This is a genomic window from Allorhodopirellula solitaria, from assembly GCF_007859855.1.
In the GTDB taxonomy this organism is placed as follows: domain Bacteria; phylum Planctomycetota; class Planctomycetia; order Pirellulales; family Pirellulaceae; genus Rhodopirellula; species Rhodopirellula solitaria.
Genome location: NZ_SJPK01000001.1, coordinates 344,635 through 371,538, shown reverse-complemented (window position 1 = coordinate 371,538; position 26,904 = coordinate 344,635). Strand labels below are relative to the sequence as shown.

23 protein-coding genes are annotated in these 26,904 nt (G+C 59.3%); 9 read left to right on the top strand and 14 right to left on the bottom strand.

Features of this window, described 5'->3' with window-relative positions; genetic code table 11:
* Nucleotides 1–161: 161 nt before the first annotated feature.
* The 4 genes from CA85_RS01460 to CA85_RS01445 all read right to left on the bottom strand — a co-directional run bounded on the left by CA85_RS01460 (nt 162) and on the right by CA85_RS01445 (nt 3,909).
* Nucleotides 162–593, bottom strand: a complete 432-nt coding sequence (locus CA85_RS01460; protein ID WP_146389502.1) for a peptidylprolyl isomerase — start codon at nt 591–593, stop codon at nt 162–164.
* A 77-nt stretch (nt 594–670) separates the two neighbouring features.
* On the bottom strand, nt 671–1,363 hold the full coding sequence (locus CA85_RS01455; protein ID WP_146389500.1) for a hypothetical protein: 693 nt from the start codon (nt 1,361–1,363) through the stop codon (nt 671–673).
* Between the two features lie 90 nt (nt 1,364–1,453).
* Nucleotides 1,454–2,797, bottom strand: a complete 1,344-nt coding sequence (locus CA85_RS01450; protein WP_246112398.1) for a hypothetical protein — start codon at nt 2,795–2,797, stop codon at nt 1,454–1,456.
* 221 nt (nt 2,798–3,018) lie between these two features.
* Nucleotides 3,019–3,909 carry a cysteine hydrolase family protein gene (locus tag CA85_RS01445; RefSeq protein WP_146389498.1) on the bottom strand — a complete coding sequence of 297 codons (891 nt, stop codon included), beginning with the start codon at nt 3,907–3,909 and terminating at the stop codon, nt 3,019–3,021.
* Nucleotides 3,910–4,606: 697 nt separating this feature from the next.
* On the opposite strand from CA85_RS01445, the gene CA85_RS01440 reads away from it, so the two are divergent.
* Both CA85_RS01440 and CA85_RS01435 read left to right on the top strand, forming a co-directional pair.
* Nucleotides 4,607–6,172 carry an IS110 family transposase gene (locus CA85_RS01440; protein ID WP_146389496.1) on the top strand — a complete coding sequence of 522 codons (1,566 nt, stop codon included), beginning with the start codon at nt 4,607–4,609 and terminating at the stop codon, nt 6,170–6,172.
* 428 nt (nt 6,173–6,600) lie between these two features.
* Nucleotides 6,601–6,831 carry a hypothetical protein gene (locus CA85_RS01435; protein WP_146389495.1) on the top strand — a complete coding sequence of 77 codons (231 nt, stop codon included), beginning with the start codon at nt 6,601–6,603 and terminating at the stop codon, nt 6,829–6,831.
* A 217-nt stretch (nt 6,832–7,048) separates the two neighbouring features.
* On the opposite strand, the gene CA85_RS01430 is transcribed toward CA85_RS01435, so the two are convergent.
* Together CA85_RS01430 and CA85_RS01425 are read right to left on the bottom strand one after the other, a co-directional pair.
* The gene (locus tag CA85_RS01430; protein ID WP_146389493.1) at nt 7,049–7,228 is read right to left on the bottom strand and encodes a hypothetical protein; all 180 of its coding nucleotides are present in this window, start codon (nt 7,226–7,228) and stop codon (nt 7,049–7,051) included.
* 152 nt (nt 7,229–7,380) lie between these two features.
* Complete coding sequence (locus tag CA85_RS01425; RefSeq protein WP_146389491.1) at nt 7,381–8,811, bottom strand: DUF1598 domain-containing protein; 1,431 nt, start codon at nt 8,809–8,811, stop codon at nt 7,381–7,383.
* Nucleotides 8,812–8,886: 75 nt separating this feature from the next.
* Here CA85_RS01425 and CA85_RS01420 point away from each other — a divergent pair, with 75 nt between their 5' ends.
* The 3 genes from CA85_RS01420 (at nt 8,887) to CA85_RS01410 (ending at nt 11,080) form a co-directional block, all read left to right on the top strand.
* Nucleotides 8,887–9,177, top strand: a complete 291-nt coding sequence (locus CA85_RS01420; protein WP_146389489.1) for a hypothetical protein — start codon at nt 8,887–8,889, stop codon at nt 9,175–9,177.
* A complete protein-coding gene (locus tag CA85_RS01415; RefSeq protein WP_146389487.1) occupies nt 9,147–9,830 on the top strand; it encodes a TraX family protein in 684 nt (227 codons plus the stop codon). The genes CA85_RS01420 and CA85_RS01415 overlap by 31 nt, the downstream gene beginning before the upstream one ends.
* 185 nt (nt 9,831–10,015) lie before the next feature.
* On the top strand, nt 10,016–11,080 hold the full coding sequence (locus tag CA85_RS01410) for a hypothetical protein (protein ID WP_146389485.1): 1,065 nt from the start codon (nt 10,016–10,018) through the stop codon (nt 11,078–11,080).
* Between the two features lie 357 nt (nt 11,081–11,437).
* Here the strand turns inward: CA85_RS01410 and CA85_RS01405 are convergent, their stop codons facing one another.
* The 8 genes from CA85_RS01405 to CA85_RS01370 all read right to left on the bottom strand — a co-directional run bounded on the left by CA85_RS01405 (nt 11,438) and on the right by CA85_RS01370 (nt 22,227).
* A complete protein-coding gene (locus tag CA85_RS01405; RefSeq protein WP_146389483.1) occupies nt 11,438–11,989 on the bottom strand; it encodes a DMP19 family protein in 552 nt (183 codons plus the stop codon).
* A 992-nt stretch (nt 11,990–12,981) separates the two neighbouring features.
* Nucleotides 12,982–14,316, bottom strand: a complete 1,335-nt coding sequence (locus CA85_RS01400; protein WP_246112397.1) for a DUF1570 domain-containing protein — start codon at nt 14,314–14,316, stop codon at nt 12,982–12,984.
* 299 nt (nt 14,317–14,615) lie between these two features.
* Entirely contained in the window at nt 14,616–15,623 is a 1,008-nt protein-coding gene (locus tag CA85_RS01395) for an ABC transporter ATP-binding protein (protein ID WP_146389479.1), read from the bottom strand.
* A complete protein-coding gene (locus CA85_RS01390) occupies nt 15,620–16,690 on the bottom strand; it encodes an ABC transporter ATP-binding protein (protein ID WP_246112396.1) in 1,071 nt (356 codons plus the stop codon). Before CA85_RS01390 ends, CA85_RS01395 begins: the two co-directional genes overlap by 4 nt.
* Nucleotides 16,687–17,961, bottom strand: a complete 1,275-nt coding sequence (locus tag CA85_RS01385; protein WP_146389477.1) for an ABC transporter permease — start codon at nt 17,959–17,961, stop codon at nt 16,687–16,689. The genes CA85_RS01390 and CA85_RS01385 overlap by 4 nt, the downstream gene beginning before the upstream one ends.
* Nucleotides 17,958–18,887 carry an ABC transporter permease gene (locus tag CA85_RS01380; protein WP_146389475.1) on the bottom strand — a complete coding sequence of 310 codons (930 nt, stop codon included), beginning with the start codon at nt 18,885–18,887 and terminating at the stop codon, nt 17,958–17,960. Before CA85_RS01380 ends, CA85_RS01385 begins: the two co-directional genes overlap by 4 nt.
* Nucleotides 18,884–20,893, bottom strand: a complete 2,010-nt coding sequence (locus CA85_RS01375) for a peptide ABC transporter substrate-binding protein (RefSeq protein ID WP_146389473.1) — start codon at nt 20,891–20,893, stop codon at nt 18,884–18,886. Before CA85_RS01375 ends, CA85_RS01380 begins: the two co-directional genes overlap by 4 nt.
* Nucleotides 20,894–21,006: 113 nt before the next feature.
* Nucleotides 21,007–22,227: an amino acid aminotransferase gene (locus tag CA85_RS01370; protein WP_146389471.1), complete on the bottom strand. Its 1,221-nt coding sequence runs from the start codon at nt 22,225–22,227 to the stop codon at nt 21,007–21,009.
* 211 nt (nt 22,228–22,438) lie between these two features.
* Between CA85_RS01370 and CA85_RS01365 the strand changes: the two genes are divergently transcribed.
* Genes CA85_RS01365 through CA85_RS01350 form a run of 4 tightly spaced genes read left to right on the top strand, consistent with a single transcriptional unit; the run spans nt 22,439 to nt 26,801 of the window.
* Nucleotides 22,439–23,530 carry a 4-(cytidine 5'-diphospho)-2-C-methyl-D-erythritol kinase gene (locus tag CA85_RS01365; RefSeq protein ID WP_146389469.1) on the top strand — a complete coding sequence of 364 codons (1,092 nt, stop codon included), beginning with the start codon at nt 22,439–22,441 and terminating at the stop codon, nt 23,528–23,530.
* Nucleotides 23,531–23,539: 9 nt separating this feature from the next.
* Nucleotides 23,540–24,484, top strand: coding sequence for a SpoVG family protein (locus CA85_RS01360; protein ID WP_246112395.1), 945 nt, complete (start codon nt 23,540–23,542; stop codon nt 24,482–24,484).
* Nucleotides 24,477–24,842 carry a hypothetical protein gene (locus tag CA85_RS01355; RefSeq protein ID WP_146389463.1) on the top strand — a complete coding sequence of 122 codons (366 nt, stop codon included), beginning with the start codon at nt 24,477–24,479 and terminating at the stop codon, nt 24,840–24,842. Before CA85_RS01360 ends, CA85_RS01355 begins: the two co-directional genes overlap by 8 nt.
* A gap of 30 nt (nt 24,843–24,872) precedes the next feature.
* Entirely contained in the window at nt 24,873–26,801 is a 1,929-nt protein-coding gene (locus tag CA85_RS01350; protein WP_146389461.1) for a hypothetical protein, read from the top strand.
* Nucleotides 26,802–26,904: the final 103 nt, after the last annotated feature.

Sequence of the window (26,904 nt, the reverse complement as noted above, 5' to 3'; positions counted from 1 at the left end):
AGCGCTGAAGGGCTTTTGAGTTGAAAAAGATCATAGGCAGCGAACGGAGTCGCTGCTCTCGAGTTTAACTATCCTCGGCCGAGGTACCAGCCCCCGCGACCGGGATTCCAGCCTCATCAAATCACCGCGCTGGGCAGTCGGCTGGGCGGGTCGGCTTTCACCTATTCTTCGGTGACGCGGACCGTGGTCATCTCGTCGCCTTGCTTGATCGAATCGACCACGTCTTGCCCTTCGATCACTTTGCCGAAGACGCTGTGGCGTCCATCGAGGTGTGGAGTCGCGCCGTGCGTGATGAAGAACTGTGACCCGTTGGTGTTCGGACCGGCGTTGGCCATCGAGAGCACGCCGGGGCCGTCGTGTCGAAGTTCAGGGTCGAACTCATCCTCGAATTGATAACCGGGGCCGCCCGTACCTGTGCCTTCAGGGCAGCCGCCTTGGATCATGAAGTCGGGGATGACGCGGTGGAACTTCAAACCGTCGTAAAACTTCTTCTCGCAAAGAGACTCAAAATTTCCGACAGTCTTCGGGGTCTTGTCGCCAAAAAGTTCGAGTTTGATCGTGCCGCGATTGGTTTCGAAGGTTGCCACTTTCATCGTGATGTTTCGTTCTTCCAAAGGAATGGGGCGAGTTGGTCTGAGACGTGGGACCATAGCGTACCGGCCGGGAAGGATCAATGAGCGGCGACAGCGACTGCACTCTGCAGCCCCAAATTCTTCCCTGAGCTTTCTGCGGAGTCGTCACGTCCCACTTCCGTGGTTCCCTCGGCCCCCTTGGACGCCGCGTCGCCAGCACTTTCCTGGCCCGCGTCAGATTCCTCGTCCGCGTCAGATGCCTCGTCCGCATCTGTTTTCTTGCCCGCGTCAGATTTCTCGTCGGCGCCCGTTTCCTGGTCTGCGTCCACTGCCGGTGGATCGATCCGCTTGCTGATGTCGATCGGGTTGCGACTGCCATCGGGCATGACAACGAACACCTTCTCCAGATCACCTTCCTTGGTCATCCGCACGGAGACCTGAAAGGGCCCCTGATCGGCCTGGCCATCGAGCATTGCGAACTCGGGGTTCGCTTTCGCCTCCTCCACAGTCGCCGACACATTCAAGTTGAGCGATTCGATCTCGCCGACCTGCTCCCGCAACTCAGCCATTTCATTCATCTCGTCGCGCATGGGATCGAAAACGAACGACCCATAATTCTCGATCCAGTACAGCCCTGCGCCGCAGCACACGAGGACAGTCAAAAAGCCGCCACTCAGCAACATCGCGAAGATCCACAGCCATTTGCGGCGTTTTCGAGCAGGCGGCGCCTGGTTTTCGCCAGGTGCGAAGGCGGGTTCATTCGTGTCGCGTTGAAAAGGGTCCTGGGACATGGGGCCCGGCAATCCGTGGTGGAGGTTGGAAAGGGAATCAGCTATTTCCCTCGGAGTCTATCTCATCGCCCAACAAACGCCAGTCGCCCACTACCGCCACACGCCACCATTGGGGCCAGTGCCTCTGCCCTGGTCCCGGCGGGAATCGAGCACGCCCGTGTTCGGCCGCATCGAGCCCATTGTTTCTGCCTGGGGCGTGGCAGCGGAGTAGCGACCGCTGGAGATAACCGACGGGGGTGCCCAGAGCGGGGTAGCAGGATCTTGCGTGCGATTAGTGGAACTTGCTCGCATGCCGGCGGTGTCAGCGACCTGACCACTCGGTGGCATCGGCGTGGAGGTCACGCCCATTTGGCCCGACGCAGACGCGTCGGTCGACTTCGCCCCGGACTGGCCGGCGGCACGGCGATGGTACCATCCACCCTCGGAATCAGATTCAGCGAGCCGCCCCCGGTCATTGGCAGCGACCATGCTGCTCGTTGCCTCGTCGTGGAGACTCTCTTGCGAAAGGTCGCTTGGAACGGATGCGGAAGCCAATGCCATGTCGCCGCCGGAGCCTTGCTGAGTTGAACCAGGGCCCGGTTGCCGCGATGCGATGGACGCATCGGGTGCAGAGGCCGCACGTGGATCAGCTTTGACGTATTGCTCCACTGGACCGCTGCCCGCTTCGACCCATTTGAGCCAGTATTCCTGGAGCTCTGCCAGCGAATCGTAGCCATAGTGCTTTTGCACATTCGCGGTCCAGGAGGGACGCTGCATGTAGTCCTCGAGGAAACCGATAAACGTCTGAGGCCCTTGCTGCTCGATCAGAAACCGGCAGACCGAGTAACCCTGAGCGTACATCGGCAACACGTCTTGAGGATACTCCGTCAGCAGGAACAGGCGATTCATGGCGATGCCGCGGCGCGAGGCCAAGAACTCGCGAAGCTTGGCCTCGTGCTTGGCTCGCTCGGACGCATGCTCCACCGTGGTACAGATGCCTTCGTCGGCCCAGCGTGGCAGGGGGCGTCCGAAATGGGTCGCCAGGACCGTGTGAGTGACTTCATGGGGCAGCACGCTGTCCAGAATCCGCTCGGGTGTTCCGATAACCTCCATTTGGAAGTCGCGAACGGGAGCTGGGTTGTAGGTAGTCACACCTTGGGCGGCGAGGTTGTCGCCGGCAATGACCCGGATCGGGCAGGGAGTCGGCCAAGGCGGAAGAGCGGAACCGGTCCAATAAGTCGCTAGCTCGTGTCGGAACTTCTCCGCCTGCTCGCCGACCTCACGGGCTAACTCGGAAGTCGGAGCCTCGACGAGAAAATTGCGTGTGCGAAAGTTGGCCGCGTGCGCCGTCGCCGTGTTCAGGACCAACAAAAACAACGCCGAGCTGAACAAACACCTTCCAGCAAGAGACTTCCGAGCGCGGTCTGTGTGCGTGCGATGAGTCGTGGCATCCATGCCATGGTTCTCCGTCGTTGCGTTGGGTCAGCCGGGCGAGTGAATCGTTCACCCCAGGCGGCGCGAGCAGGCAGTTTAGGCAGATCACCACTCACGCCGATACCCAGAAATCGACGCTGCAAATAACGAAAGAACAGGACCGTCAGTGAACAAGCGTTTCCATGTCCCCACTCCGTTCGGCACCTGTTGGCTGCCGAATCAATCGACAAGCCCGCCAGCGACTACCTGGCCCTGTCGTCGGCGGCAAACACGAATGCCCGATGCCCTGTAATATCGCTGCTCGTGAACGTTGGGCACCAATACTTCTCAACGTGCTCGACCACCAAATCGGTTCCGGCAAAGTGATCGACGCCCGGCGGTCGTTCCGGGTTGTACATGGTGTCGGTGAGATCCCGTATCAGCGCCACGTTCTTACCGAGCCGAACCATCTGGCGGATGCCGAAAGGGCGGCCCAAGACGCACATGTTCAGGTGCACGCCGCATAGAATGACGTTGTCGATTCCGCGTTGCTCCAACAAATTAAAAGTTTCCTGGCCATCATCGGTGAGGGCATCCTCGGGCGCGATTTCAATCAGCTTGTTCTGCCGGCTCCACGCCTCGCGAATCTCGCATTTCTCACCGGAGCAACTGCAACCCATATCCGAATCATCGATGGGCAGCACTCCCTCTCGCTGGGCATCGGGCCAACACCAGGTCGTCCCCCAACGCGGTGATGTCGAGAGTGGGACGGGCGGTTTTGCTAACGGTGCGGCACTCGCCAACTCACGTTGAGGACTGCCGCGGTAGAACTTCACCACGCTACTGGGAGCATGGATGATGAGAACACCCTGCTGCCGCGCAGCCGCGACGGTGGCGTTGAGAGCCGGGGCCAACTGATCGACTCGCCTTGCCGCGGACTTGCACCAGTGATCGTCCCACATGTCACAAATGACCAACGCGGTGTTCTCTGCCTTCCAAGTGGCCTCTTCCAGTCTCGGCTCACGATCGCCTACCGTTCGCGTGCGGAGATTCAACATCAAATCGTCACCGAACAAATCGTCACCGAACAAGTCAGTGCCGATCAGGAGGGGGAGCAACAGCCCCAGAACAAAGGTTCTTTTGGTGGTATTCATATCTCGAGAATAGCCACTGGCACTTTCTCCGGCAAGCAAATGGCGAGCGTGGGTCACCAGTGACGCTCAGCCCGCCTATCGATTACCCACACGTATCCCGAAAGAGATGAAAGAAAATAGCCGTTGGTAAGCGCAGCGCCACCTTCGGTTGTTCGTTGAAGATGGGACGTCGACCCCGAAGTGGGTCGCAGACCTCGTCGTGAATGATCTTCCACCCCATTCGGGGTTGGCACGCGTGTTTCGCGGAGTTTCCGGTGGTGTTCGCTTGCGCTCAAACCACCGGCTATTTTCTAAAACGCCTTCGGCGTGGGCAAACTTGGGTTCATCCGACGGAAGCGTGCGCAGAGCACAGCGGAAGGTTTTTTGAGGCATGGCTCTCGTATCCAATGATCGTTCAAAAATGCGTCCCTGACGAACAAACGCTCCCCAGGGACCGACAACACCATTGGCGTACCGCTTTTGCAGGGAAACGCTGGCGACCGAGATATCCCTTGCCAAGCCAGCACCTCCGCAGAGCTCGGCTCCGTTTCTCCCGGCAGTGCCAGTCTAACATTGATAATCACATCCCACAAATAAATCCTTCGATACTGGAGCCATGCCTGGTATGTCCCCAAGTTAGCCTAAAAAACTACCAGGGGCGCATTCTGAGTGCTTTCATTGAAGGAATTCACTTTCCCTTCAATCAAGGAACTCCGATATGGCAATCGCCACCAAGAAACGTTCGTCAAAATCCAATCAGGCCCGTTACATCGGCAAGCCAGCTGGGGTGATTCAGCAGCGAGTCGAGGCGGTCGGTCCCTCTCACTTTGGTGTCGTTTCGGTCGACTGCGCCAAACGCAGATCCAAGTGGATGCTGTGCGACTTCTATGGCAAGGTTCTCGTTGAACCGACCGACGTCGAGCATAACGCTGGATCGTTCGCAGCGATGGTTCAGGTGATTCAAAGTGCGTTCAAAGAATTCGCTATCAAAGACTCGATCGCGGCCGTGGAGATGACCGGCATCTATCATCGGCCTGTTCAAGCGACGCTACGCAAAGCCGGCATGGATACGCGAACGGTTCATCCGTTTGCCTCGAAGCATTACCGTCGACCGCTGCACCCGGATCTGAAAACCGATGACAACGACCTCGAAGCTATCTTTCACGCGGCGATCAATGGTTATGGACTAGCAAGCTTGCCAGTGGATGAAAATCACCGGTCTCTTCAATCGCTCATTCGGCATCGCGGAAACCTCGTCAAGCAACGTGCCAAGTTGCAGGTTCAGATACGCGGCATGATGCACCAAAGCATGCCTGGATATGACGAGCTGTTCCCACTACACAAGTTTTTCAAGGAGTCCGTCGCCATCCCGGTTGCCAAGAAATTCCCTTCGGCGGTAGCGATCAAACGCGCTAACGTCGATGGTTTGGCAGAGCATTTGAAACAAAAGAAAATCCGCTGCCGCCGGACAACTCTTGAGCGTATTGTGGCTTGGTCACGCGTCGCCAGCGAACCAGCAGAGTTGTCTGAAATGTTGACCGAAAATTGGCTTGGGCTCATNGAGTTGTNGGAACTGATAAGCGAACAANTCAACTCGACNGANCGGAAAATGGCGTCTTTTTTGGTCAAAACGCCTTACGTGCTTCTGCTGAGCGTCAAAGGCATCAACGTTGTTTCGGCCGCCGGACTAGCCGGGGAGGCAGGGCCAATTGAACACTACGCGACCGCTCGGGCGCTCAACGGACGGGCCGGGTTGTATCCGTCTCGTTACCAAAGTGACACAGTGGATCTCCAGGGTGGAGTGGCCCGCACTTGCAATCGCCGGCTACGTGGCGCCGCGATGATGGTCGCCAAGAATTTGATCAAGTGCCATCCGTACTACCGAAGTTTTTCGGCGTTCCTGGAGAAACAGAAGGTGGACCCTCGGGATCGTCATTGCCGGATCGCTAACCGGGCGATGCGAATGGTATACCAGCTCGTCGGCGGTCGACAGGTCTGGCGAGGCAAAGGTGTTGATCGCGAGGCGATCCTATGGAAACTGCGCCAGTTCCATCGTGAACACCAGACTGATTTAAGCCACACGATCGTCGACATGAACGAGGCTTTCCAATGGCTTCCCAAAAGCGTTTATGCCAGCGAGGCAGAACCGTTGCAGCTTCTCGCTGGCAAGAAGCGTCGAGGCCCTCAATCGATCGGCGACTTGCTGATCGGCTTACTAATTCGTCTTGGAGTGAACCAGGAAAACACTGTAGAATCGAAACCGTCCGAAGCTCTGAAGTCTTAGGCTGAATTGTCGTGCTGCCAAGCACACTAACAACGTCGTCGCATGCCGAGGGTATCGGTGGAGCGTAGCTCTGCTGAGCAAGCCCGTGCTAGAGTGAGATGCTCTGTTAGCGGTTCAAACGCCGGATGAGACAGTGTGGGGCTCTCAGAGCTTCGGATATCTACCAGGGTGGCGAGACTGAACCACCAAAGCTAACCGAGCCGTGCTGGCTGGCCGACAAACAGTGGACTTTGAGTGTCGAAAAAGCTACCCTATTGGTGGTGCCGCTGAGCGTACGCGCGCACTGCAAATTTTCGTTCTGGATATGACAGTACTCAAAAAACCTTCCGCTGTGCTCTGCGCACGCTTCCGTCGGATGAACCAAAAAAAAGCGGTTAGCTTGCCGTGATCGAGCTGTAGACAACCCGTTTTACACGCAAGGAAACCGCTTGCTATCAAAATTACCGATTCTCTGCATCGACGCAACCCCGACCCCACCACCGATCGGCGCAGCGGCGGGCTGGAGTAACTCAGATTCGACCCGCGACTATCGCTCGCGCGAGTGCCGGTCGATTCAGCTCCAAGGTTCCCTCGCCTCCAGCAGTTCACCGTGGCGAGACTATGGCGTGCCTGGCGATTCCCGAGCCAGTTCGATTCTAGCCGACCGGCAGTGGTGCTAGAAAAACGTGACCCGCCCCCGTAGGCTGGCCTGGCCGTTCGAATAGATGACGGGGGTTGAATCTCCGCGTCGGGGGCAGTCGTCATCGCCCATACGCTGGCAATCCCGACGCGACAGGCCGACTCGTGCAGTCGGATCTGCAGCGGCGTGTCAGTCAATCGAATGATGTGCGATATCCGGGACGATCACAGCGGGGTGCTGGAGACCGTCCCGTTTCTTTACTTGGTCGCGAGCGAGCGAAGTTCGTCAAGTTCGACGGTCAAGCGGTGACGTAGGGGGCTTTCGTCACGCAGTTCCGTCTCCAGCAGGTCTTCCGCTCGGTCAAACGTTTCCTCAGTGGGATTCGGCGCTGAGACAATTTCCCGAAACATGCTTTCAACGGTGGATTCAGTTAACACGACACAACCTTCATACGCGAGGACGTTAGATATAGATGAGTAAGCAAGTGGCGGCTGCGTCAAATTATCTCATCAAGCGCCGCCAACCTTCCCATCATAGGGTGAGATTGAGCGGCGACAAGTCCCAACGGCGAGCGGAAGCGCAAGGTGGCTCAGTCCCACCACCATTGGCCCGGTTGCAGGTTTTTCGGCCCTGCAATGTTCTTGATTTCGTCATTCTCACCCTTGGTGTCGACGCTCAAGTGGTCGCTGTTGAGGGCGAGTCGGGGCTGGACATTCACGCCACCGCCGAGTGGTGTCATGAGAGTGTTGCCTCGCCAGATCGCGTTGACAGCCGTTTCGACTTGCTCGGGTGCCGTATAGGTCTCAACAGGCAGTTCGGATTCGTTTCCGAGAACGGGCATCGTCCACTTGGCTTGCGAGTAAAAATCCTGCTCCTGGATATAGGCCGCCGCGATCGCGAGATCAATCAATTGCTGCAGTTCGGCATAGACTCGCACGCGGCTGGCGATCAGTGGGTACTTGTCAGTGAACTCTTTCGTGAACGCTTGGCTGGCCCGATTCGTTCGGCCGGCTGCCACTCGTTTGCCATTGCCCATGACTCGTTCGCCCTCACCGACGAGTTCCACGCCGCGCTCATTGATTCGCATGGCCAGGTTGTCTTCACTCACCGAAACGCCGTCATAGTTAGGCTGGAAGTACCATCGCTCCATGGCGTTGGCGGCAACCGTTTGCGGGTTTGTCCGCGAGACGTAGCTGCGAACAGGAACGGGCAATTGCTCGAGGCCGATTCCGATCAATTTCATCCGATAGTCGGCTTCCACGAGAACGCGGGCAAAGTGTGTTGCTGCAGGAATGCCTTCAATCGTCACCGTTTGCAATCCGAGGTTTTGCTTGAGTCCGTGGACCAATCGCATGGTATCGCCCGGATTGGCTTGACCACCGACGGCTCGCAAGAACTTCTGCATGCGGGCGAGTCCTTCTGGCGTGGGGTCAATGGAGACAGAGATCACGCGGGTCGGTGGTGCCGAGGGAGGGAACGCTCGGAGCGCGGTCGCGACATCTTCGAGCAACAGGGTGGGACGTCCCGTGTGGATCCCGACAAAGCGGTCGGTGGGATCGGCGACGAAACCCTCCGCAGGACCCGCGATGACGATATCTTTCGTATCCGGATAGAAAAATACGTACTCGACGCTGGTCAATCCAGCGACCGCGAGGATGTCGTCACCCAATGGCAAGTCGGCTTCGGCCCGCTCGGCAATGACTTCTTCGAGGCGGTTGAGAGAGACCTTTCGCAGTTCGCTGCGTTGCATCACGTCCTCAATCTTCGCCGCACGCAGGGCCTGCACCAGACGCGCCCGGGCCAAGCGTGGGTCGACGACCCGCATCTTCAAAACGCCACTGGGATCAACATCGACACCGGCGATGGGCGGCCCGAAGTTGATGTCGCCGCCATCATTGCCGCCGTCACCACCGCCGTCGTTATTCGCAGTGGCGATGGTGGCACAGCCTAACGTTAGCGCCACCGAGAGCAGCAGCGGCATCGAAATGCGAAGTCGAGAAAGGTCACGAAGGAATCGCATCAGTGGACTCTTTGCAGAAAAGTGAAATGCTTTGGAAGGAAGAAAAGGCGCAGGTTTGTCCAGCGACCCCGTGCTATGTTAGTTAGTATCGGCGGCAAACTCAACGGAAATTCAGACGCCGCAACCGTTTCTCGATCCGTTAGCTGGCTGTGCCTCGACGTCCCCATCCACGCACCTGTTCCCGTCCCCGACCGTCATCTCGATCGCAGCGGCTACCCCAGCGTGCCGGTGGTGAGGTTCAGGCGAATAAGAGGGAATGTGACGGCGACAAAGAAAAGCATCGAGGCCGCGGTTCACGGCAGGGAAGCGGTGGCGACCGTCCGCGAAATGAAGCCATGGACACACTGCGTGGTCTGGCGATTTTGATGATGGTCATCGACCACGTCTTCGGCCTGCTATTGGGACAATCGATCTCGGACTCCCCCGTGCGCGTGCTGATGCGACTGAGCATGCCGCTGTTTTGTGTCCTGATGGGCTATTTCCTGCCCAGAGCCGGGAGATGGCGTGGTCGCCGGTTTGCCGAGATCGCTGTCGCCGCGTTGCTGGTGAATCTGGTCTTTTACCCTGCCTACGGCTGTGTCGAGATCCTGTGCAGTCTGTTGGTCGCAGGGGTGATCGGTGTCGCCTGCGGGCGTTACTTCCCCATTTTGATCCTGGCGGCGTTGTTCTATCCGGTCGATCCCAGCGATGGGTGGCCCAGCGGCGGCCCGATGGATTTTCCGCTTTCGATCGTGCTCAGTTTCGTCGCACTGGGCAATTTACATGCTCGCTATGGTGGCAAAGCGGCCTGCCTCGCAGCGTTTGGATTGACGGCATGCTACTTCCCCGCCGCTTCACTGACACCCGGCAGCGTCTCACCGCTGCTGTTCCTGTTCGTCTTGCCCGCCACGGTCCTGCTCTGCTGGGCAGAACGCTATCGGTCGGTCTCCGTTGCTGGGTTGGATTGGCTGGGAAAGAACCCGCTGAAGTCCTATGTGGTCCAGTATTATGTGATTTTTGGGCTGTCTTTGGCGATTTGAAGCTCTGCGAGACGTGACTCAGACATTTTTCCCACACCGCACGGCTTACCCGGCTGGCGCGATTGGTTCCCCAGGCGGTTAAGAATTGACGAAATAGGCAGGGGAATCTTCACGGACCGTACCTCGAGACGGTAGCGTATGCGTCTTTGACACGGAGACCATTTTTCCCTCGCAAGCAGAAGCCCATGACACCTGAAGAGATTGACGCCTCCGCCCCCGAAACCACTCATCCACGATTTGATGCCGCGGATGTTTACGAGGACGTGCCCGACGAGGAAATGGAGTCTCCTGCAATGTCAGAGGACTCCGCCGACGGCAATCCCGTCGGAGAAGCGGAGGAATCCGCCTCTGCCGAAGTTACCGTGGAAGACACTGTGACCGCGGACTCGCTCGAGAGCGAGTCGTTGCCCGCCGAAGGGTTCCAGCCTGTGGGCAGCGACGAAGAGCTCGTTGAACTGCAGCAGCCCTTTGTCGGTCAATGGAATTCATTGGTCAGTACAACGAATTGGGAAAAGGGACGCATCATCAGTCAATGGCGGGCAGCGCTGATCGAAGCCGGGGCGCCGGTCACGGATTACTCCGATGAGGCCTGGGCATCGAGCGTCGGTGGTGTCACCTCACCCCACGTCGGTCGCCTGCGACGCGTTCATGATCGCTTCAGCGAGCAAGCCGAGACGTATCCCGCATTGTACTGGAGCCATTTCTTGGCGGCGCTCGATTGGGACGATGCCGCATTGTGGCTGCAAGGCGCCGTGGAAGAGAAATGGTCGGTATCGGCCATGCGTGAGCAGCGTTGGAAAGCGAACGGGGCTGTCGAATCGGATCGCCCCGGCAGTAGCCAGATCGTTGACGTCGATCTCGATGAGGACACACCGGACCTGGGGACCGCACCGGCCCAGGGTGGCAGTTCCACACGCGACTACGATGGCGACACCGACGGCGTGGCATCGGGTCCGGCCTACGAGGCGCCCGACTTCGGCGAGGAATCCGAACTCGCAGCTCTGCCAGAAGGCAACCACATGAACGACGCCAACGGTGGCGAGGGTGGTTCCATGGCAGTCGCTGACGATGCGGCTCCCTCTCCGATGCAACCCTTCGCGGGATTGCCGGCGCTGCCCGATGACCTTGCCGACGTCGTCGAATCGCTCAAGCTATCGATCCTACGGCATAAAACGACGGGGTTTGAGGACGTCAGCGCTGACGTGATCCGCCGCTACCTCGACGCCGTCGCCCTGTTGCTCGAATCCTGATCGTCACCGGCCAGCGCGATCGTCGTGCTGGATCGGTTGGGACCGAGTGTCTGTTTGGCATGCAGTGTCAATGAGAACGCAAGGGCGCCAAGTCGCAGAGTCGCAACGCACCTCCAGGCTCTTTGCGCCGTGGCGTCGCGGCGACTTTGCGTTTGTCTCCGCCTCCTTCCGGCGAGCAATCGCCCGCGCCGCTCTGAGTCGATCGATCGTGCAGGCGAACCGGTCATAGGGAGCCGCCCGTCGGAACCGCTTTCGCCAGCAATTTGCCGCCCTGGAAGTAAACTTTAAGAGAGACCAACCCCGAGGCGGCGACGTCGCTCCGGTGCACGTTATCGTGCACAGCGATTTATATCGCAACTAGCTGATCCGCCCCCGTAGATGGCCGAGTCTTTTAACATTCCGACGCACGTACGCGGCAATCTGCCTTTCCGGCGTTCCAGCATCACCCCGGTATAGCGAATTGATGTTGTTTTGCTGACCGCTTGGCAACTCGAGGAATGTATCACTCCTGCTGTCACGAGAGGGTGAATCAGCAACAGCGTTCAACGCCAATCGAAACGCCTCGAACTGCGAGTCGCATCCAAGCTGACGATGCGCCTCCATCGTCAGCTCATAGTCGGGGTCGCCTGGCCATTCCGCCTCGAAAAGATATGCAAAGCCACCGTTGCCGATAATGCCATTGGCATGCCACGTGAGCATGATCGGCTGTTCTATGGGCCGAAAAAATGTCGCATTGAACTCTCCGTGGTGCGGACCATCGATGAGCCCAAAGAAACCATTGGCGACGTTAAAGTCATTCGGGTCAGCTGCAAGTTCAGAAAAAGTTCGCCCCATCCCCATTCCGGCTAAGCGGCGTGGATCGCTCGGATCGGGTCGGTTGAGCAATTCGAGAATGCGTCGGAAAACCATGAGCGGTTGCGAAGCTCGACATGTTGGGGAACTTAGAGGTCACCGGCTAACGTGACACCGCAGCGGAGGCGGTAAAAAATGGTTCATCCGACGGAAGCGTGCGCGGAGCACAGGGGAAGGTTTTTCCAGGCATGGCTCCAGTATCCAATACTCTTACTAAAATGCTTCCCCGGCGAACGAATGTTTGCCAGGGACCGGCAACACCATTGGCGTACCATCGGCCGGGATATCCCTTGCCAGGCCAGCACCTCTGCAAAGCTCGGCTCGAATGGCGTGGACTTAAGCAGCTTTACTCGAGTTTCACGGGCATCTGTTTTCGCTTCCGTCCGGCTTGTCCGGGCGGAGTGGCAACTGCAAGCTACCTGTAAAACGCCCTCGCCAGATCGATCTCCGCTCCGGGCTTGTCCCGGCGGAATCAGCGAATCTAGTCGTGTAACCGCCGGGACAAGCCCGAGACGGAGCACCGTTTCTACTTCGCATTTTTTCGGTAGCTGCCAGTTGATTCCTCCGCCGAGACAAGCTCGACGGAAGGATGTCTCACAGGCGGCAATCGCTTAAGTCCACGCCATTCGAGCTCGGCTCCGTTTCTCCCGGCAGTGCCAGTCTAACATTGATAATCACATCCCACAAATAAATCCTTCGATACGGGAGCCATGCCTTGAAAACCTCGGGCCCACGCTTCCGGCGGATGAGCCAAAAGTATCCTGTCAGGGATGATAGAAGATAGCCGGTGGTTTGAGCGCAAACGAACACCACCGGATACGACTTGCGGGGCTCGACAGTTCGTCGCTTCGTCCACCACAGAATAGCTTTCGCTGAGTTGGTCTCTTGTTGATCACGCGTTGCTAAATTGAGCGTGTGGCGCGTGTGGCCGGTGGGAACCGGCCCTACTGTTACTCTGGCGTAGGGAGACTTGCGTGGCTCAACAGTTCGTCGCTTCGTCCACCACGGAATAGCTTTCGCTGAGTTCGTCTCTTGTTGATCACGCGTTGCTAACGGGTGATCGCTTGCATCGCCCGCATCGCTGACGTGCGGTTGGGGAATCGCTGCACACGGAAGGTCTGCAGCGGTCGCGTCGATCGTTGCAGCTGTTGAACCGTTTCAGGCGATGAGGTCAATGTGACCCGGCTGCCTGAAATGACGAGGTAGTGAATTTGGTTTTCGACAGGATCGGTCCAACGCAGCGACGACAAGTGCGACGAGAGGTCCTGTTCGAGGTCCGCATAGTCGCCGCCGAGCTGTGTTTCGAACAGCGGCACGGAATCCATATCGTCGTCTTGCGAACTGGTGAGATACTCCAACGGCTGTCGCTTCGATGCCTCGCGGATGCAGGCAAATAGCTCGTCACGGTGCTTTCTCGCCATCCAGTGGACGACCCCCCATGAGTACGCGTACTCCTTGGAGTCGAATTCATCGAGTTGGACGAGCCGCTCCAGGTGCCTGCCACTGCCCAGACGCTGGCCGCCCTTGACGTCTTCCACGATCTCTTTCATCCGCAAATCGTTCGGGGCGCCGAGCCCCTTCCATTTCGCTCCCGGCCCCGTCGACGTGGGCGCGAAGAACTCGGGGAGCCCTTCGCTGAGCCACATCGGCCAGCGTGACAATCGCTGCTGCACGCCAATATTATGCAGAATCTGGTGGACGCCTTCATGGGCGACCGTCGAGATGGAATTCATGATCGCGACTTGGGGTGCGACGCGGTTGAGCCGCGATTGCTCGTACATCGAGATGCTGTTCAAAGTACTGTCGTAGTATGCCACGACTCCGTCGGGCATCCGTTTGAACTCTTGGTACTGGTCGTCGGTGGCGAACGCGATCACGACGAGCGGGAACTCCGGTTCATGTGTTGGAATCTTGGTGCGTTGAAAATACTTTCGGACAGCCGGGTACATCGTCTCGAGAATCGTGCGAGTTGCTCGGATGAAGGGCTCACTCGTGTTGTACAGGAATAGAAATCGTTGGCTCTGGATAGATTTCATGCCGAGTTTCGACAGCCGCTCATCCGCCAGCCAGCGGTCGCGGACCTCGTCCATTGACATCGGCTCGAAGGGATCGTCGGTGGGTGTGGTGAGCTGGCCCTCGTAGGCTTTCAGCCGCCCATCGGGCATCATGACCACGCGGGAATCACCACTGCCGACGAGATACTTCGCGACGACACGATTGCCGTCATCGTCGCGAACGGCGAGTCGTACGTTTTCGGGATGTTTGAGGTCTCCCATGCGAACTAACAGTCCGCTGGGGTCGGCCGGGCGATTCGGCTGCGAGGCGGCGGGCTGCGGCGGTTCAGGCGGCTCGCTCCCGCCTCGCATGCCAGGCGGTATGCTCAACGGTGGCATCGCGAGGGGAGGTAGCAGTTCTATGGTCTCTGGGCCGATGTCTGGGCCGATGTCTGGGCCGGCGGTCGTTCGTGGTGGACGAAACGTGTCCGGCTCACCCGCAATCGGTGATCTGGGAATCGGTTGTTGGCCCATCCCCTGCCGACCGACGAAGCTCGCAAGACAACCGCAGAGGACAATTCCAGTCAATGATGGCCGCATTCTTAATTAACTCATGATCCGGGTGCAGTCTCGCCCTCGGGTGATCCCGAAGGTCCTTTTTAGTGTACCCGCTGCAGATTGCGCGGTGCTTATGAAAGCGATTGCTCACGCACCCAGCAGGCTGCGGCATGCGCTTGATCGGGTAGCGGCGGGCGGTCACTGACACAGCGATCGATCTTCACCGGGCATCGCTCGGCAAAGGCGCAGCCGGGGTAAAAATTATCCGGCGACGGGACTTCTCCCGAGAGCACGATCCGCTGTCGCGATGCGGCCACGGCCGGGTCCGGGACAGGAACTGCCGAAAGCAACGCCTCGGTATAAGGATGTTTGGGCCCCGCGTACAATTCCTCGGCAGACGCGAGCTCGACCATCCGGCCGAGATACATCACGCCGACCCGGGTGGCGATGTGCCGGACCACGGCCAGGTCATGGGCGATGAATAGGTAGGACAGCCCCAGCTTCTGTTGCAGGTCCATCAACAAATTGATGATCTGAGCTTGGATGGAAACGTCGAGCGCGGAGACGGGTTCGTCACAGAGAATGAGATCGGGCTGCACGGCAAGGGCCCGGGCGATGCCAATCCGCTGGCGTTGCCCTCCGCTGAATTCGTGGGGATAGCGATTCAAGAACCGAGGATTCAGCCCCACCAACTCCATCAACCGCAGAACTTCGAGTTTGCGGTCGCGTCCCCGGGCCAAGGAATGAACAACGAGCGGTTCGCCGATAATTCCCCCCACGGTCATGCGTGGATTCAGCGACGCGAAGGGATCTTGGAACACCATTTGAACTCGGCGGCGATAGGGCTTCATCGCGGCATCGGACATACCTGCGATCGGCACACCATCGATCCGTACATCGCCCCCGGTCGGGTGTACCAGGTTGATGATCGCTCGCGCGGTGGTTGATTTTCCGCAACCGGATTCGCCGACCAAGCCCAGGGTCTCGCCGCGAGCGATGTCGAACGAGATGCCATCGACCGCACGGATCACGCCTTTCTGAGCGCCCAGCAGCGAGCCGCGCCGAAACGGAAAGTGAACCTTCAGGTCCTGCACGCTCAGCAGCGGCGGTGTTGAGACGGGAGGGGAGGAATCATTCATCGCGGCTCGTTCTCCGTTCCTACGTCCACAGCATGACATGCCGCCATGTGCATGCTCGAGTCCTCCGCTCCATCCTCCAAGGCGTCGCGCCTTGGCGTCAGGACCGGGTCATCGCTCTGGCAGCGATCGAAGCGATATTCGCAGCGGTCTCGAAAAGCGCAGCCGGCGATCGGCACCGACATGTCCGGCGGTTGACCAGGAATTGCCTTGAGCGTTTCGTCGCGATTGGACTCCAGGTTCGGTAGCGAGCCGAGCAGGCCGAGCGTGTAGGGATGTCGGGGCATCGCAAAGAGTGATGAGACGTCCGCCTTTTCAATGATCCGCCCGGCGTACATCACGAGCACGCGATCGGCCACTCCTGCGACCACGCCGAGATCGTGTGTGATCAAAACAATCGCCGTCCCTTTGCGAGCCTGCAGATCGGCCAGCAGTTCCATGATCTGGGCCTGGATCGTCACATCGAGTGCCGTCGTGGGCTCATCAGCGATCAACAGTTCCGGTTCGCAGGAGAGTGCCATGGCCACCATCACACGCTGCCGCATCCCGCCGCTAAATTGATGCGGGTAGTCACGCAGTCGCTTTTCCGGGGCGGTGATGCCAACGAGGCCGAGCATCTCGATGGCGTGGGCGCGGGCTTCGTGGCGGGTGAAGTTGAGGTGCAATCGTGTCATCTCGGTGAGCTGTTGCTCGATCGTCATCAGCGGGTTGAGCGCCGTCATGGGATCTTGGAAGATCATAGCGATGTGACGACCGCGAATATCCTGCAGTCGTCGCTGCGACAGGGTCAACAAATTCTGCCCTGCAAACATCGCCGTACCACCGTCAATGTTTCCGGGCGGTTTCGGGACGAGGCCCATCATCGCCAAATTCGTGACGCTCTTGCCGCTGCCGCTCTCGCCGACGATGGCCACGGTTTCTCCCGGATGGACATCGAAGGAGACCCCGCGGACGGCCCGCACCATGCCTTCGTCGGTTTTAAAACTGACCCGCAGGTCATTGACGCTCAGCAGGGGGGAATCCTGCTGCGCCACACCGGAATCGGCCTGCTTCGTGTTGGCTTGCATCATGAGCGATTCTTCATTTTGGGGTCCAGGGCATCACGCAAACCATCGCCCAGGAAATTGAGTGCGAAGAGCGTCATCGCCAATGCCGCACCGGGGAACACCACCACCCACCAAAACAGCTTGATAATGGACAGTGCTTCGACGCCATCGTTAAGCAACAGTCCCAAAGACACGTCCGGTGGTGCAACGCCGAGCCCCAAGAACGATAGAAATGCTTCAAAGAGCATCACCGAAGGGATCGTCAGCGTGAGATAGACAATCACCACCCCGAGCGTGTTGGGGACGATATGCCGGAAAACGATTCGCATCGGCGAAGCACCGATCGTGCGGGCCGCTTCAATGAACTGCTCGGTCCGTAGCGAGAGCACCTGCCCACGCACGACTCGCGCCATCGTCAGCCAATAGATCGCGCCGATGATGATGTAAAAGATCGTAATCTGGTGGATGCCGTAATTCTCTAGGATCGCCTTCACGCTGTCTTCGCTCAAAAACGTAACGAGAAAGATGACGACAAAGATAAACGGAATCGAATACAGCATGTCGACAATCCGCATCATGATGGCATCGGTCAGGCCACCGAAGTAGCCAGCGATCGCGCCGTAACTGACACCGATGACAAGACTGACGATCGTGGCGACGATGCCAACGACCAACGAGACCCGTGAACCCCAGAAAACTCTCGCCAATAAATCGCGTCCGAGCTTGTCCGTTCCGAAAAGCGAGGGGATGGTCCAGTCACCAAAAATCGCGACGCGAATGCGACACATCGTGAAGGCGACCGGGCCGAGGTTATTCCATAGCTGCTGGAACGGATGTTCGATCCGGGTGCGGGCATCGAATTCGGCGAGTTGTTTGTCCCGCTCGCCCGCGTCTGCGATCGCGAGAATCTCGGCGCGTTGCTCGGCTGCATCGCTGGTGTACTTAGCGAGCTGGGAGGTCAATCGCCCGTCCTCAAACTTCAATCCAGCCCGGCCACCGAGCACGACAGGCTGCAGGTTCGGAGCGAGGAAGCGACGGTTATTGAGATCCTTATCGATCGGGCTTTGTAGCGGCAGCAGCGGTGTGAAGATCGCCGCCAACATGAGGACGATGAGGAAGATCAGCGAGCACATCGCAGAACGGTTGCGGCGGAGTCGCCGCCAAGCGTCCTGCCACAACGACACACCACGGATTTCACGCGACTCCCGCAGGATCTTCTCCAGGGCAGCTTGATCGGGGGTGGCTTGGTGGGCCGGACTGGTTTGCCCATCGGGCTGAGGTGAGACACCACTCATTGCAATTTCACCCGTGGATCGATGACCGCGTAGGAGATGTCGACGAGCGAATTCATCACGAACAGAAGCACCGTGTAGGTCAGTACCATGCCCATCGCGAGCGTGTAGTCTCGCTGCGTCGCGGCGTAGATAAAGTGGCTCCCAATTCCGGGCAAGGCAAAGATCTTTTCCAAGACCAGCGACCCTGTCAGCACACTCGCCGTGGCGGGACCGAGATAGGAGACCACCGGCAGTAGCGCGCCCGGCAAGACGTGTTTGAGGATCACCGTCCGTTTGGGAAGGCCCTTGGCGAAGGCGGTTCGCACGTGCTCGCGGCCGAGCACCTCGAGCATCCCCGCTCGGGTCAACCTCGCGATATAGGCGGCGACGGGAGCTCCGAGGCAAAGGGCAGGCAGGATGACTTGACGCAGCGTTCCCCATCCGGCTGCAGGAAACAGCGGGATCCAAAAGACGAATAGCAAGATGGCGAGGGATGCCAAGACGAAATTGGGAATCGCGATCCCCAAGACCGCCGTGCCCATCAATGCCAAGTCGCCCGCTGTGCCCCGGTACACCGCGGACACCACGCCCGCGGTCACCCCGAGCGTGATCGCAAAAACGAGTGCGAGAATCGCCAGTGATGCGGAAACCGGAAAACCTTCTGCGAGGACCTCGTTGACGGTGTAGTCCTCCAATTTGATCGACACACCGAGATCACCGCGGGTCACGATCCCCACGAGGTAATCGGTGTACTGCTGGAGTGGTGGTGCGTCGAGATTGAACCGGGCTCGCAGTTGCCGCTCGATCGCCGGCGGCACATTCCGCTCGCTGCTGAACGGGTTGCCGGGAACCGAACGCATCAAAATGAACGAGAACGTGTACACCGCCCACACCGTGAGCAGCATCCACCCCAAACGGCGGATCAGGTAGCTGAATAAGTCCGTCACGGTGTTGGGCTCGCTGGTGATTTGATACGGAGCAGGTGCAGCGGGTGCAAATCCTGCGGACTGGGGAAGAATCCCTCGATGCGGGGTTTGACCATATTGACGCTAACATAAAAGTAGAGCGGAATTACAGGCATTTCTTCGATCCAAATCGCTTCGGCATCGGCGAGCAATTGCATGCGTTTTCCCGGATCGCTCTCGGCAGCCGCCTCTTGCAGCAAACGATCATAGTCGGGGTTGGACCATCCCGTGCTGTTCTGCGCCCCATCGGTCACCCACATATCCAAAAACGTATTGGGGTCCGCGTAATCGCCGATCCAAGCCGAACGGGCGATGTCGTAGTCCAGCTGCGAAATCTTATCCAGAAACGTCCCCCACTCCATGTTCTGAAGCTCGACCTTGACGTTCAAATTGTTCTGCAGCTGCTGTTGAATCACTTCCGCGATCGCCCGGTGAGCTTCGCTCGTATTGTAAAGCACGCTGACCTTGGGCAGTCCACGCCCGCCAGGGTACCCGGCCTCGACGAGCAGTTGTTTCGCTTTGGCGATGTCAGGTTGGAATCCGGACGGAGACTCATATCCCGCGATCCCGGGTGGCACGAGCGTGAAGGCGGGTACCTGGCCAGCCTTGGTGACTTGGTCGACGATTTGTTGGCGGTCGATGGCAAGAGCGAGGGCCCTCCGCACGCGAGGATCGTCGAGCGGCTTGCGCGTGGTGTTGAGCCGATAGAAATATACCGACAGCATCGGTGCGGAGTAGAAATCGTCCCGCTCCTTGAGCGTCTCCATCAATGCAACAGGAGGATCAGTGACCCAATCGATCTGGCCGGTCACGTACATGTTCAGCGCCGTGTTCTGGCCTTCGGTTGAGAGACAATCAATCGTCTCGATTGAAGTCTGGTCCGCGTCAAACCAATTGGGGTTTTTCTCGAGCCGAACGCGATCTCGGAGCCGCCGCAGTTTAACTTGGTAGGCGCCATTGGAAACGATGTTCTCAGCCTTCGTCCACATCGGCATCCCATGTTCCTCGATACAGTGACGCGGCACAGGAAAGAGGGGGTAGTACGCCGTCAGGCTCGGGAAATACGGCAGCGGGTCTTTGAGTTGGACGACGAAGGTATGCGGGTCGGGTGCTTCGATACCACCGAGTTGATCGAAGGCAACGAGCACCGCATGCATGCGTTGGGTCTCCGGGGCAGCTTGGGGAGAATCCAGGTTGACCGTGAACGACTGCGTCGTCGTGGGTCCGTCCCAATCGATTTGCCCCGGCTCGGCTTGGTTTAAGATGTCGAGCACGTAGACCCAAGTCTCTTGCCAGTTCAGGATCGCTTGTTCGCGTTCCTTCTCGTCGAGCTGTTTTCCTGCCTCGTCGTCAAAAGTCGGTTCGGGTGGTTTGCGAATCTCTTTCAACGTTCCGTAGAGCATGGTGCCGCGAGGGAAAGCCTGAAAACTCGCTTGGCCGGTATCCGCTTCGGTGGTGCCGTCGGGGTTGGGGCGATCAAACAGCTCTACTTCACAGCGGTCGCCAATCTCGACCAGCCCCGAGTTGAACTCTTGAGCATAGGGGACGCTGAAAAGTTGGAAGTTGTATTCGCAGGCCGTGGCTGGATGGAGCATCCGCGTCCACGACCACATGAAGTCCGCCGACGTGATCGGCACACCATCGGACCAAACGGCGTCGGGGCGCAAGTGAAACGTGTAGGTTTTCTTGTCGTCGGAGACCTCCCACGATTCCGCGACCGCGGGCTGGGGCGACATCGGCTGCAGCCCCGTGACAGGGTCGGGTTCGCCGTCGGGCAGCATTTGCAGCAGCCCGGAGAAGATGCCGAAAAGGATTCGGCTTTCCGGTTGCCCCGTCGCCCGGTGAGGGTCGAGCGTTTTGGGATCGGTGCCGTTCTGGATACTGAAGTCCGCAGGCGGCATGGAATCAAACTGCGTCGCCCAAAGGACTGCAATGCCCATCACCAGCAGTGCCGAGATGACAAAGATACGTCGCAGTTCGGGAGGCATGTCGCAAATCCTTGGAAGCGATGGGCTGCGAGTGACTGGGCTCTCAGCCGGGGAGTCTGGGTCGATCTGCGAGGGATCGTCGTGATCGAAGCACCGATTGGATTGTTGGAAACTTACATCACATCGGCGACGGCTTGGCAGAGCCAGTCCATTTTTTCTTCGTTCATGCCAGCGACGTTGATGCGTCCGCTGCCGACGACGTACACACCATGCTTGGTACGAAGCTCGTCGACTTGCATGGCGCTCAGTCCGCTGAACGAGAACATGCCTTTCTGCTGGAGCAGAAACGAAAAATCGGGTGCACCGGGTTGTTGCTTCATGCCAGCGACGAACTGCTCCCGTAACTGTTTAATCCGCAGTCGCTTGCCTTCGAGTTCCGTCTTCCAGATTTTGGTCAGCTCGGGGTCCGCCAGCACCGTGGCGACGATGGCACCGCCGTGACGCGGTGGGTTGCTGTAGTTGGCACGAACGACGATTTTGAGTTGGCTCAGTGACGCTGCCGTGGCTGACGGTGTGGCAGCAATCAGCGTGGCGGCACCGACCCGTTCACTGTAGAGACCAAAGTTCTTGCTGTAGGACGAGCATGCGATTGCTTCGTCGCAGTGCTGCAGGACCGTTCGCAGACCAGCGGCGTCTTCTTCGAGCCCATCGCCGAATCCTTGGTAAGCGAAATCGAGCAAGGGGATCAGACCGCGACTGGCGAGCAGTTTGGCGATCTCCTGCCACTGGTCGGTCGTCGGGTCGACGCCGGTGGGATTGTGGCAGCAGGCGTGCAGGAGGACCGCGTCACCAGGCCGCGTGTTCTCGGTCAGGTCATCGACCATCGCTTGAAAATCAAGGCTATGTCGATCACTGCCGAGATATCGGTAGGTTTCCACGGGCAGTCCCGCAGCACGCATGATCGCAGTATGGTTGGCCCAGGTGGGATTGGGGACGAACACGCGGGTGGGCGAGCACTGGGTGGCTAGAAACTCCGCAGCAACGCGGAGAGCCCCCGTACCCCCGGGGGTCTGCAGGACCGCAACCCGGTCGGCGGGAACTTGATCGCCCAGCAGCATCTCACGGACGGCATTGCGATAATCGGGTAGGCCGTCGATCGGGAGGTAGCTCTTGGTCGTCTCGGACTCCAAGATCTTCTGCTCGGCGGCTTTGACGCACTGCATGATCGGCGTCGTTCCCGCAGCATCTTTGTAAACGCCAACCGAGAGGTTCATTTTCTCCGACCGCGGGTCAGCCGCAAAGGCTTCCCCAATCCCCAAAATCGCATCCGGGGCGGCCATGGCAATGGAATCGAAACGATGGGCAGCGGCGGTGGCCGATTCGGACGCGGTCATGCGGGAATTCACACGGCGAGAATGGAAAGTGACAAAACGGACATCGTGCCTATCCTAGCGAACCGACGATGGCGCGACTATCCGATACGCTGGCTATCCTTCGTGGGATGGATTTTGGAGACGAATTCCGCCCACATGCATATGATTAACATTAAAAAATGCTTCACAGCGTTAGGCTTACGGTCTCACTTTGGAAACGGACACGCACACGATGAGCGACTCGCCCCGAACCCAGTACCGCACCTCTCCGCCCGCTAAACTCAATCTCTTTCTGGAGATACTGGGGCGGCGGGATGACGGGTTCCACGAACTTGACACTGTGATGGTCGCAATCGATTGGCGTGATGAGTTGCAGTTGGAAATGACAGCCACGCCCGGCATTTCGCTGGCGGTGCAGTGGCTGCCCAGCCGCTCGGAGGTGGCCAGCGATCTCGGTGTCGAGCCGGACGACCCGTTATTGGACGTGCCGACGGACGGCTCAAACCTCGTCCACCGCGCACTCGAGCTGATCAACGACGCGGCCGGGTACAGCGGTGGATGGTTGGTGCGATTAGGCAAACGAATCCCCAGCGGCGCGGGGATGGGCGGTGCCAGCAGCGATGCCGCGGCGACGCTCCGGCTGGCCGCTGCGGCGTTGGCGAGCGAGGACGACGGTTGCCTGGCAACGCTCACTGGCGACAGGTTGGTTGAGTTGGCTGAGCAGCTCGGCAGCGATGTGCCGTTCTTTCTGGGTGACGTGCAGTCGGTCGAGCCAACCGTGGCGAATGATCTGCTGCGGGGAAACCCTGGAACGCTGGCCCGCGCCTTGGGGCGTGGGGAGCGATTGACTTTCTACGACCTGCCCCACCCCCACCGCTTCGGCGTGGTTTACCCTGCCATCGCTCTATCGACCGCCCAGGTCTACCGACACGCGAGCGTCACGGAGCAGCCGCGTTCGGGGCTCGATGCGGTCAATGCCTTTCTTCGGCCGCATGACAACACGGACACTGAGATCCTCTATAATGCGCTCACGCGACCGGCTTGCGGGCTTTCACCTCCCATCGGGGAGGCGATACAATGCCTGCGGGAACTAGGGCAACCTAACGCGTCGCTAGGGAGGCACCGATCCCATTGCCAGATGACTGGCAGTGGTTCGGCTTGTTTCATTTGGTTGACACCTGATGGCGAGTCCATTCAAGAGCAACGTCAATCGAATGATGTCAACGAGGCATGGCTCGCGACGATTCGTGAGCGGTTGCCGGGGGGTGCGCTGGTGCAAACTGTCGCGACGTGTCCGGCAGCGCCGGAGATTCATATCGCATAGGGGATGGTGATGGAGATTACGGAGATCCGCATCAAGTTGATGGAAGGTTCGGAGGATCGTTTGCGCGCGTTTTGTTCGATCACGATCGACCAGAGCTTCGTCGTTCGCGACCTCAAGATCATTGATGGCAGCCATGGCCCGTTTGTCGCCATGCCTTCGCGTAAGTTGACTGGGCACTGCAATCGCTGTGGCAGCAAGAATCATTTGCGGGCGACGTTCTGCAACCAGTGCGGTGCCAAATTGCAGCAGGGCAACGGATCGGATGGACCCCAAAAACTCTATGCCGATGTCGCGCACCCCATCAATAGCGAGTGCCGCGAAAAGATCCAGAACGCCGTCGTTGACGAGTTTCAGGCTGAACTGCAACGCGCCGCCCAGCCGGACTATCGCAGTCGGTACGACGACGATTTCGATGCGGGCGATTATGACGAAGCAGACTACTCCGATGCCGCCACACTCGAGCCACACAAGGCCGCTTCATCACCGACCTCGCGATCCGATGCAGGCGTGCCGAAACCGCAGGCGACGAAACCGCAGGCGACGGTGTCGCGAGCGATGGCCCGCCGCCAACCGCCGCAGCGCGAGCCCCAGCGACCCGAGCCGCCTACCCAATCGCCTGCGGACGCGTTCGGCGCAGGACTCTTCGATGAGCCGCTTGCCGAAGAACCTCGCGTCGATAGCGGGGCAAGTCCCGATCGTTCGCAACCCGATCATTCGCAACCCGATGCGATTGTCGTTCGGGGCGAGAGCGGCGCGCCCAATCCACTCCCCAAACCCCATTTTCGCGACCGCCCCGGTGGATCTGGCCGGCCCCTCGTCCCCAGCAATCCGCCGCCACGCCAGCGCAGCCTGACTAGCTCGAACGAGGCCGAGTCGGTCGATCAGGGTGTGCCGGCGGACGAACAAGACGTGTCGGAATCCGCCGGTTTCGGTGCCGGGATCCTCGATGACTGACTCCGCCACCGAGACGATGCCGCGCGCGGTGCCGACCCCTGCGGGGACCGAGCGAGCCGGACCGGCAGCTAGCGAGAAGCGACCGCCGCCAGCCAGCCCGCCGTTGCAGATCGGAATCGCCTCGCTGCTGGTCATGGTGATCGTCGCCGCGGTCATTTCCGCCGGACTCGTCTATGCCGCCCGCATCCCCGAGGTCCAAGAGGAGTGGTCGGTGTTATTCGGCACCCCCGTCACGGCAGACCGGAGCCGCCGGGGGCCACAGATCTTATTCATCCTGTTCACGGTCACCTCGCCTCTTTTGATCGCAGTGACATTGTCGTTGGCGACGTCATGCTGGGCGTACGTGTCCAAAAGGTGAGGTCAACGAAGAAAATCGGAGGATTGACCCATGGTCGTTCGAGAACGGGAGACCGTTGCGAGTCTTGTTGCTCGACTCGGTGAACCGCCCCCCGATATTGCAGCGCGATGGAGCAGTGATGCTCGCCGCTGCCTGTCTATCGAAGACGTGCCTCCCCTCGAGGCAAACTCCCGCTTCTGGCAACTGTTTGAAGTCAGCGAAGAAGGCAGCGTCTTCTTTTCTGGGGATCTGTCTGGAGCTCCGACAGGGGCTTCTATTGGGGCTTCTACAGGGGATCCAATCTCGAGGACCGGCCTGACGCCTCTGCCCCCTGACCCAGCGGAACTGTTGGACGGGAAAACGCCAGCTCCGCTGTCGACTCCTCCCGCCACTTCTCCACTGCCGCCTTTGGAGCTTCAAACACACGCGAGTGAGGATAAGAGTGACGCCCCCAAACGGTCCGCAAGCAAGCGTCGGTCTCGTCTTCTCCCCATCGCCGTGGGCGGCGCTGTCGCTGTGATCGCACTGATCTCGATCGTCGTGGCACTGCGATCACCCGACTCCAGCGAGGAAAGCATGCAGCCGGGTGCCGTCGCCGACTCCACGCAGAGCCGCGATCCCTTCTCCCCGCAGCCCTGGCGTGAGTCGCCTTCATCTGTGTCATCCAAAGATGAAAAGCATCGCGGCATGCCGACCCCGGAACTTGAAACGTTATTCGATGTCCCCCGCGAAACGGATGATAACGCGGTGGCGGTTGGCTCTGTCGATCCCGGCGATGAGGAGGCAACTTTCGCGGAAGGCATCTCGGCAAGCGGAACATCGGACTTCTCACTCAGTGCTTACCTTCCGGCTGAAGGAACGCGGAGCGAGGGCGAATCGCGAGATGGCTCACTGTCCGATCGCATTGCAGCGATTGACATCACTCAAGTGGAGGACGAGGACAACACCATTGCCGAGGCCGTGCCTCAATCGACCGAGCCCAGCGAGCCGCTCCAACCGCAGACCACAGCAGTGTCGTTGCCGAGTCCGCCTGGTTCGCAGGACGCTGAACTGCCACCCGCGGTATCATTGACGTCGTTGGCTCGGCCACCGGAACAGCTGCAGCTGCAATTCCCTGCTAAGGCGCCGCTCCGTCTACAGGCCGACGGAGATCGTTGGTGGGTAAACGCCGCCGAGCTCGAAGCCGCGGTCGCGGTGGTCGAACTGCATCGAGGTACCGAGGGGGAATCGACGCTACAGTTTCGCTGGCTCCCAGCAGCTGCGGAGACGTCGCAGGCCGGGTCGCTGATGCACGCCCGGCTGCGCACAGGTGACGGGGAAATCGTCTACCTGCGCCGCCAATACCATGCTGATCCCATCGCGGCTGAATTGCTGCAGCGCGACCAGAAATTGAAATGGAGTATAGGCGGAAGCATCCTCTATCCGGTCACTCGTGTGCGGGTTCAGTGGCAACTGCCCGACGACGTCGCGGTCGAGTGGGTCGAGTCACCCAGCGAAAGTTCTCCGGCGCGGACGCGGGGTATTGCGTTGCTGACTCTCCAAGACGCGGCCGACGGTAGTGCCTTGGCCGTGAGAATCGACATTCAGACATCCGCTTCGTTATCGATGCGGCTGCGGTACGGCGCGCGGCTCGGCCCAGCGATGCCCTGGCAATGGACCGACGCGCCCTCGATCCGATCAGCTCTCGATACCACAACGAGGCAGCTACAGCTTGCCGACAATCAGTTGCTGCAGATCGAGGCTGCGATTTCGCGAGCCAAGAAATTTCGCGAACGGCGGCAAGAAGCGGTGCTGGAGATACAACGCGACAATATCGAGGAGGCCGCCCGCCGCGGCACCGCTCTGGCGAAACGGTTGGCGGAGCTGGACCAACTCGTGTCTCTTCTCGCCGTCGACGGCCGCATGGAATTCACCCTGGACGTGCAGTGGCCCGACGGCGGTGTGCAGACTTTGTTGGCGGCGCAGAGCCCACCGGAGTGAATATGTCGGTACGAGAATTCTTACCAGATTGCCCGAGCAACGAGGGGGTGATATCTGACGTGCGGGGTTCAACAGTTCGTCGCCTCGTCCACCACCGAATAGC

Excerpts from the sequence above, each read along its gene's own strand:
- CA85_RS01460 (WP_146389502.1), bottom strand. The coding sequence starts at position 593 with ATGAAAGTGGCAACCTTCGAAACCAATCGCGGCACGATCAAACTCGAA.
- CA85_RS01455 (WP_146389500.1), bottom strand. The coding sequence starts at position 1,363 with ATGTCCCAGGACCCTTTTCAACGCGACACGAATGAACCCGCCTTCGCA.
- CA85_RS01450 (WP_246112398.1), bottom strand. The coding sequence starts at position 2,797 with ATGGATGCCACGACTCATCGCACGCACACAGACCGCGCTCGGAAGTCT.
- CA85_RS01445 (WP_146389498.1), bottom strand. The coding sequence starts at position 3,909 with ATGAATACCACCAAAAGAACCTTTGTTCTGGGGCTGTTGCTCCCCCTC.
- CA85_RS01425 (WP_146389491.1), bottom strand. The coding sequence starts at position 8,811 with ATGCGATTCCTTCGTGACCTTTCTCGACTTCGCATTTCGATGCCGCTG.
- CA85_RS01420 (WP_146389489.1), top strand. The coding sequence starts at position 8,887 with ATGTTAGTTAGTATCGGCGGCAAACTCAACGGAAATTCAGACGCCGCA.
- CA85_RS01415 (WP_146389487.1), top strand. The coding sequence starts at position 9,147 with ATGGACACACTGCGTGGTCTGGCGATTTTGATGATGGTCATCGACCAC.
- CA85_RS01410 (WP_146389485.1), top strand. The coding sequence starts at position 10,016 with ATGACACCTGAAGAGATTGACGCCTCCGCCCCCGAAACCACTCATCCA.
- CA85_RS01405 (WP_146389483.1), bottom strand. The coding sequence starts at position 11,989 with ATGGTTTTCCGACGCATTCTCGAATTGCTCAACCGACCCGATCCGAGC.
- CA85_RS01395 (WP_146389479.1), bottom strand. The coding sequence starts at position 15,623 with ATGAATGATTCCTCCCCTCCCGTCTCAACACCGCCGCTGCTGAGCGTG.
- CA85_RS01390 (WP_246112396.1), bottom strand. The coding sequence starts at position 16,690 with ATGATGCAAGCCAACACGAAGCAGGCCGATTCCGGTGTGGCGCAGCAG.
- CA85_RS01385 (WP_146389477.1), bottom strand. The coding sequence starts at position 17,961 with ATGAGTGGTGTCTCACCTCAGCCCGATGGGCAAACCAGTCCGGCCCAC.
- CA85_RS01375 (WP_146389473.1), bottom strand. The coding sequence starts at position 20,893 with ATGCCTCCCGAACTGCGACGTATCTTTGTCATCTCGGCACTGCTGGTG.
- CA85_RS01370 (WP_146389471.1), bottom strand. The coding sequence starts at position 22,227 with ATGACCGCGTCCGAATCGGCCACCGCCGCTGCCCATCGTTTCGATTCC.
- CA85_RS01365 (WP_146389469.1), top strand. The coding sequence starts at position 22,439 with ATGAGCGACTCGCCCCGAACCCAGTACCGCACCTCTCCGCCCGCTAAA.
- CA85_RS01360 (WP_246112395.1), top strand. The coding sequence starts at position 23,540 with ATGGAGATTACGGAGATCCGCATCAAGTTGATGGAAGGTTCGGAGGAT.
- CA85_RS01355 (WP_146389463.1), top strand. The coding sequence starts at position 24,477 with ATGACTGACTCCGCCACCGAGACGATGCCGCGCGCGGTGCCGACCCCT.
- CA85_RS01350 (WP_146389461.1), top strand. The coding sequence starts at position 24,873 with ATGGTCGTTCGAGAACGGGAGACCGTTGCGAGTCTTGTTGCTCGACTC.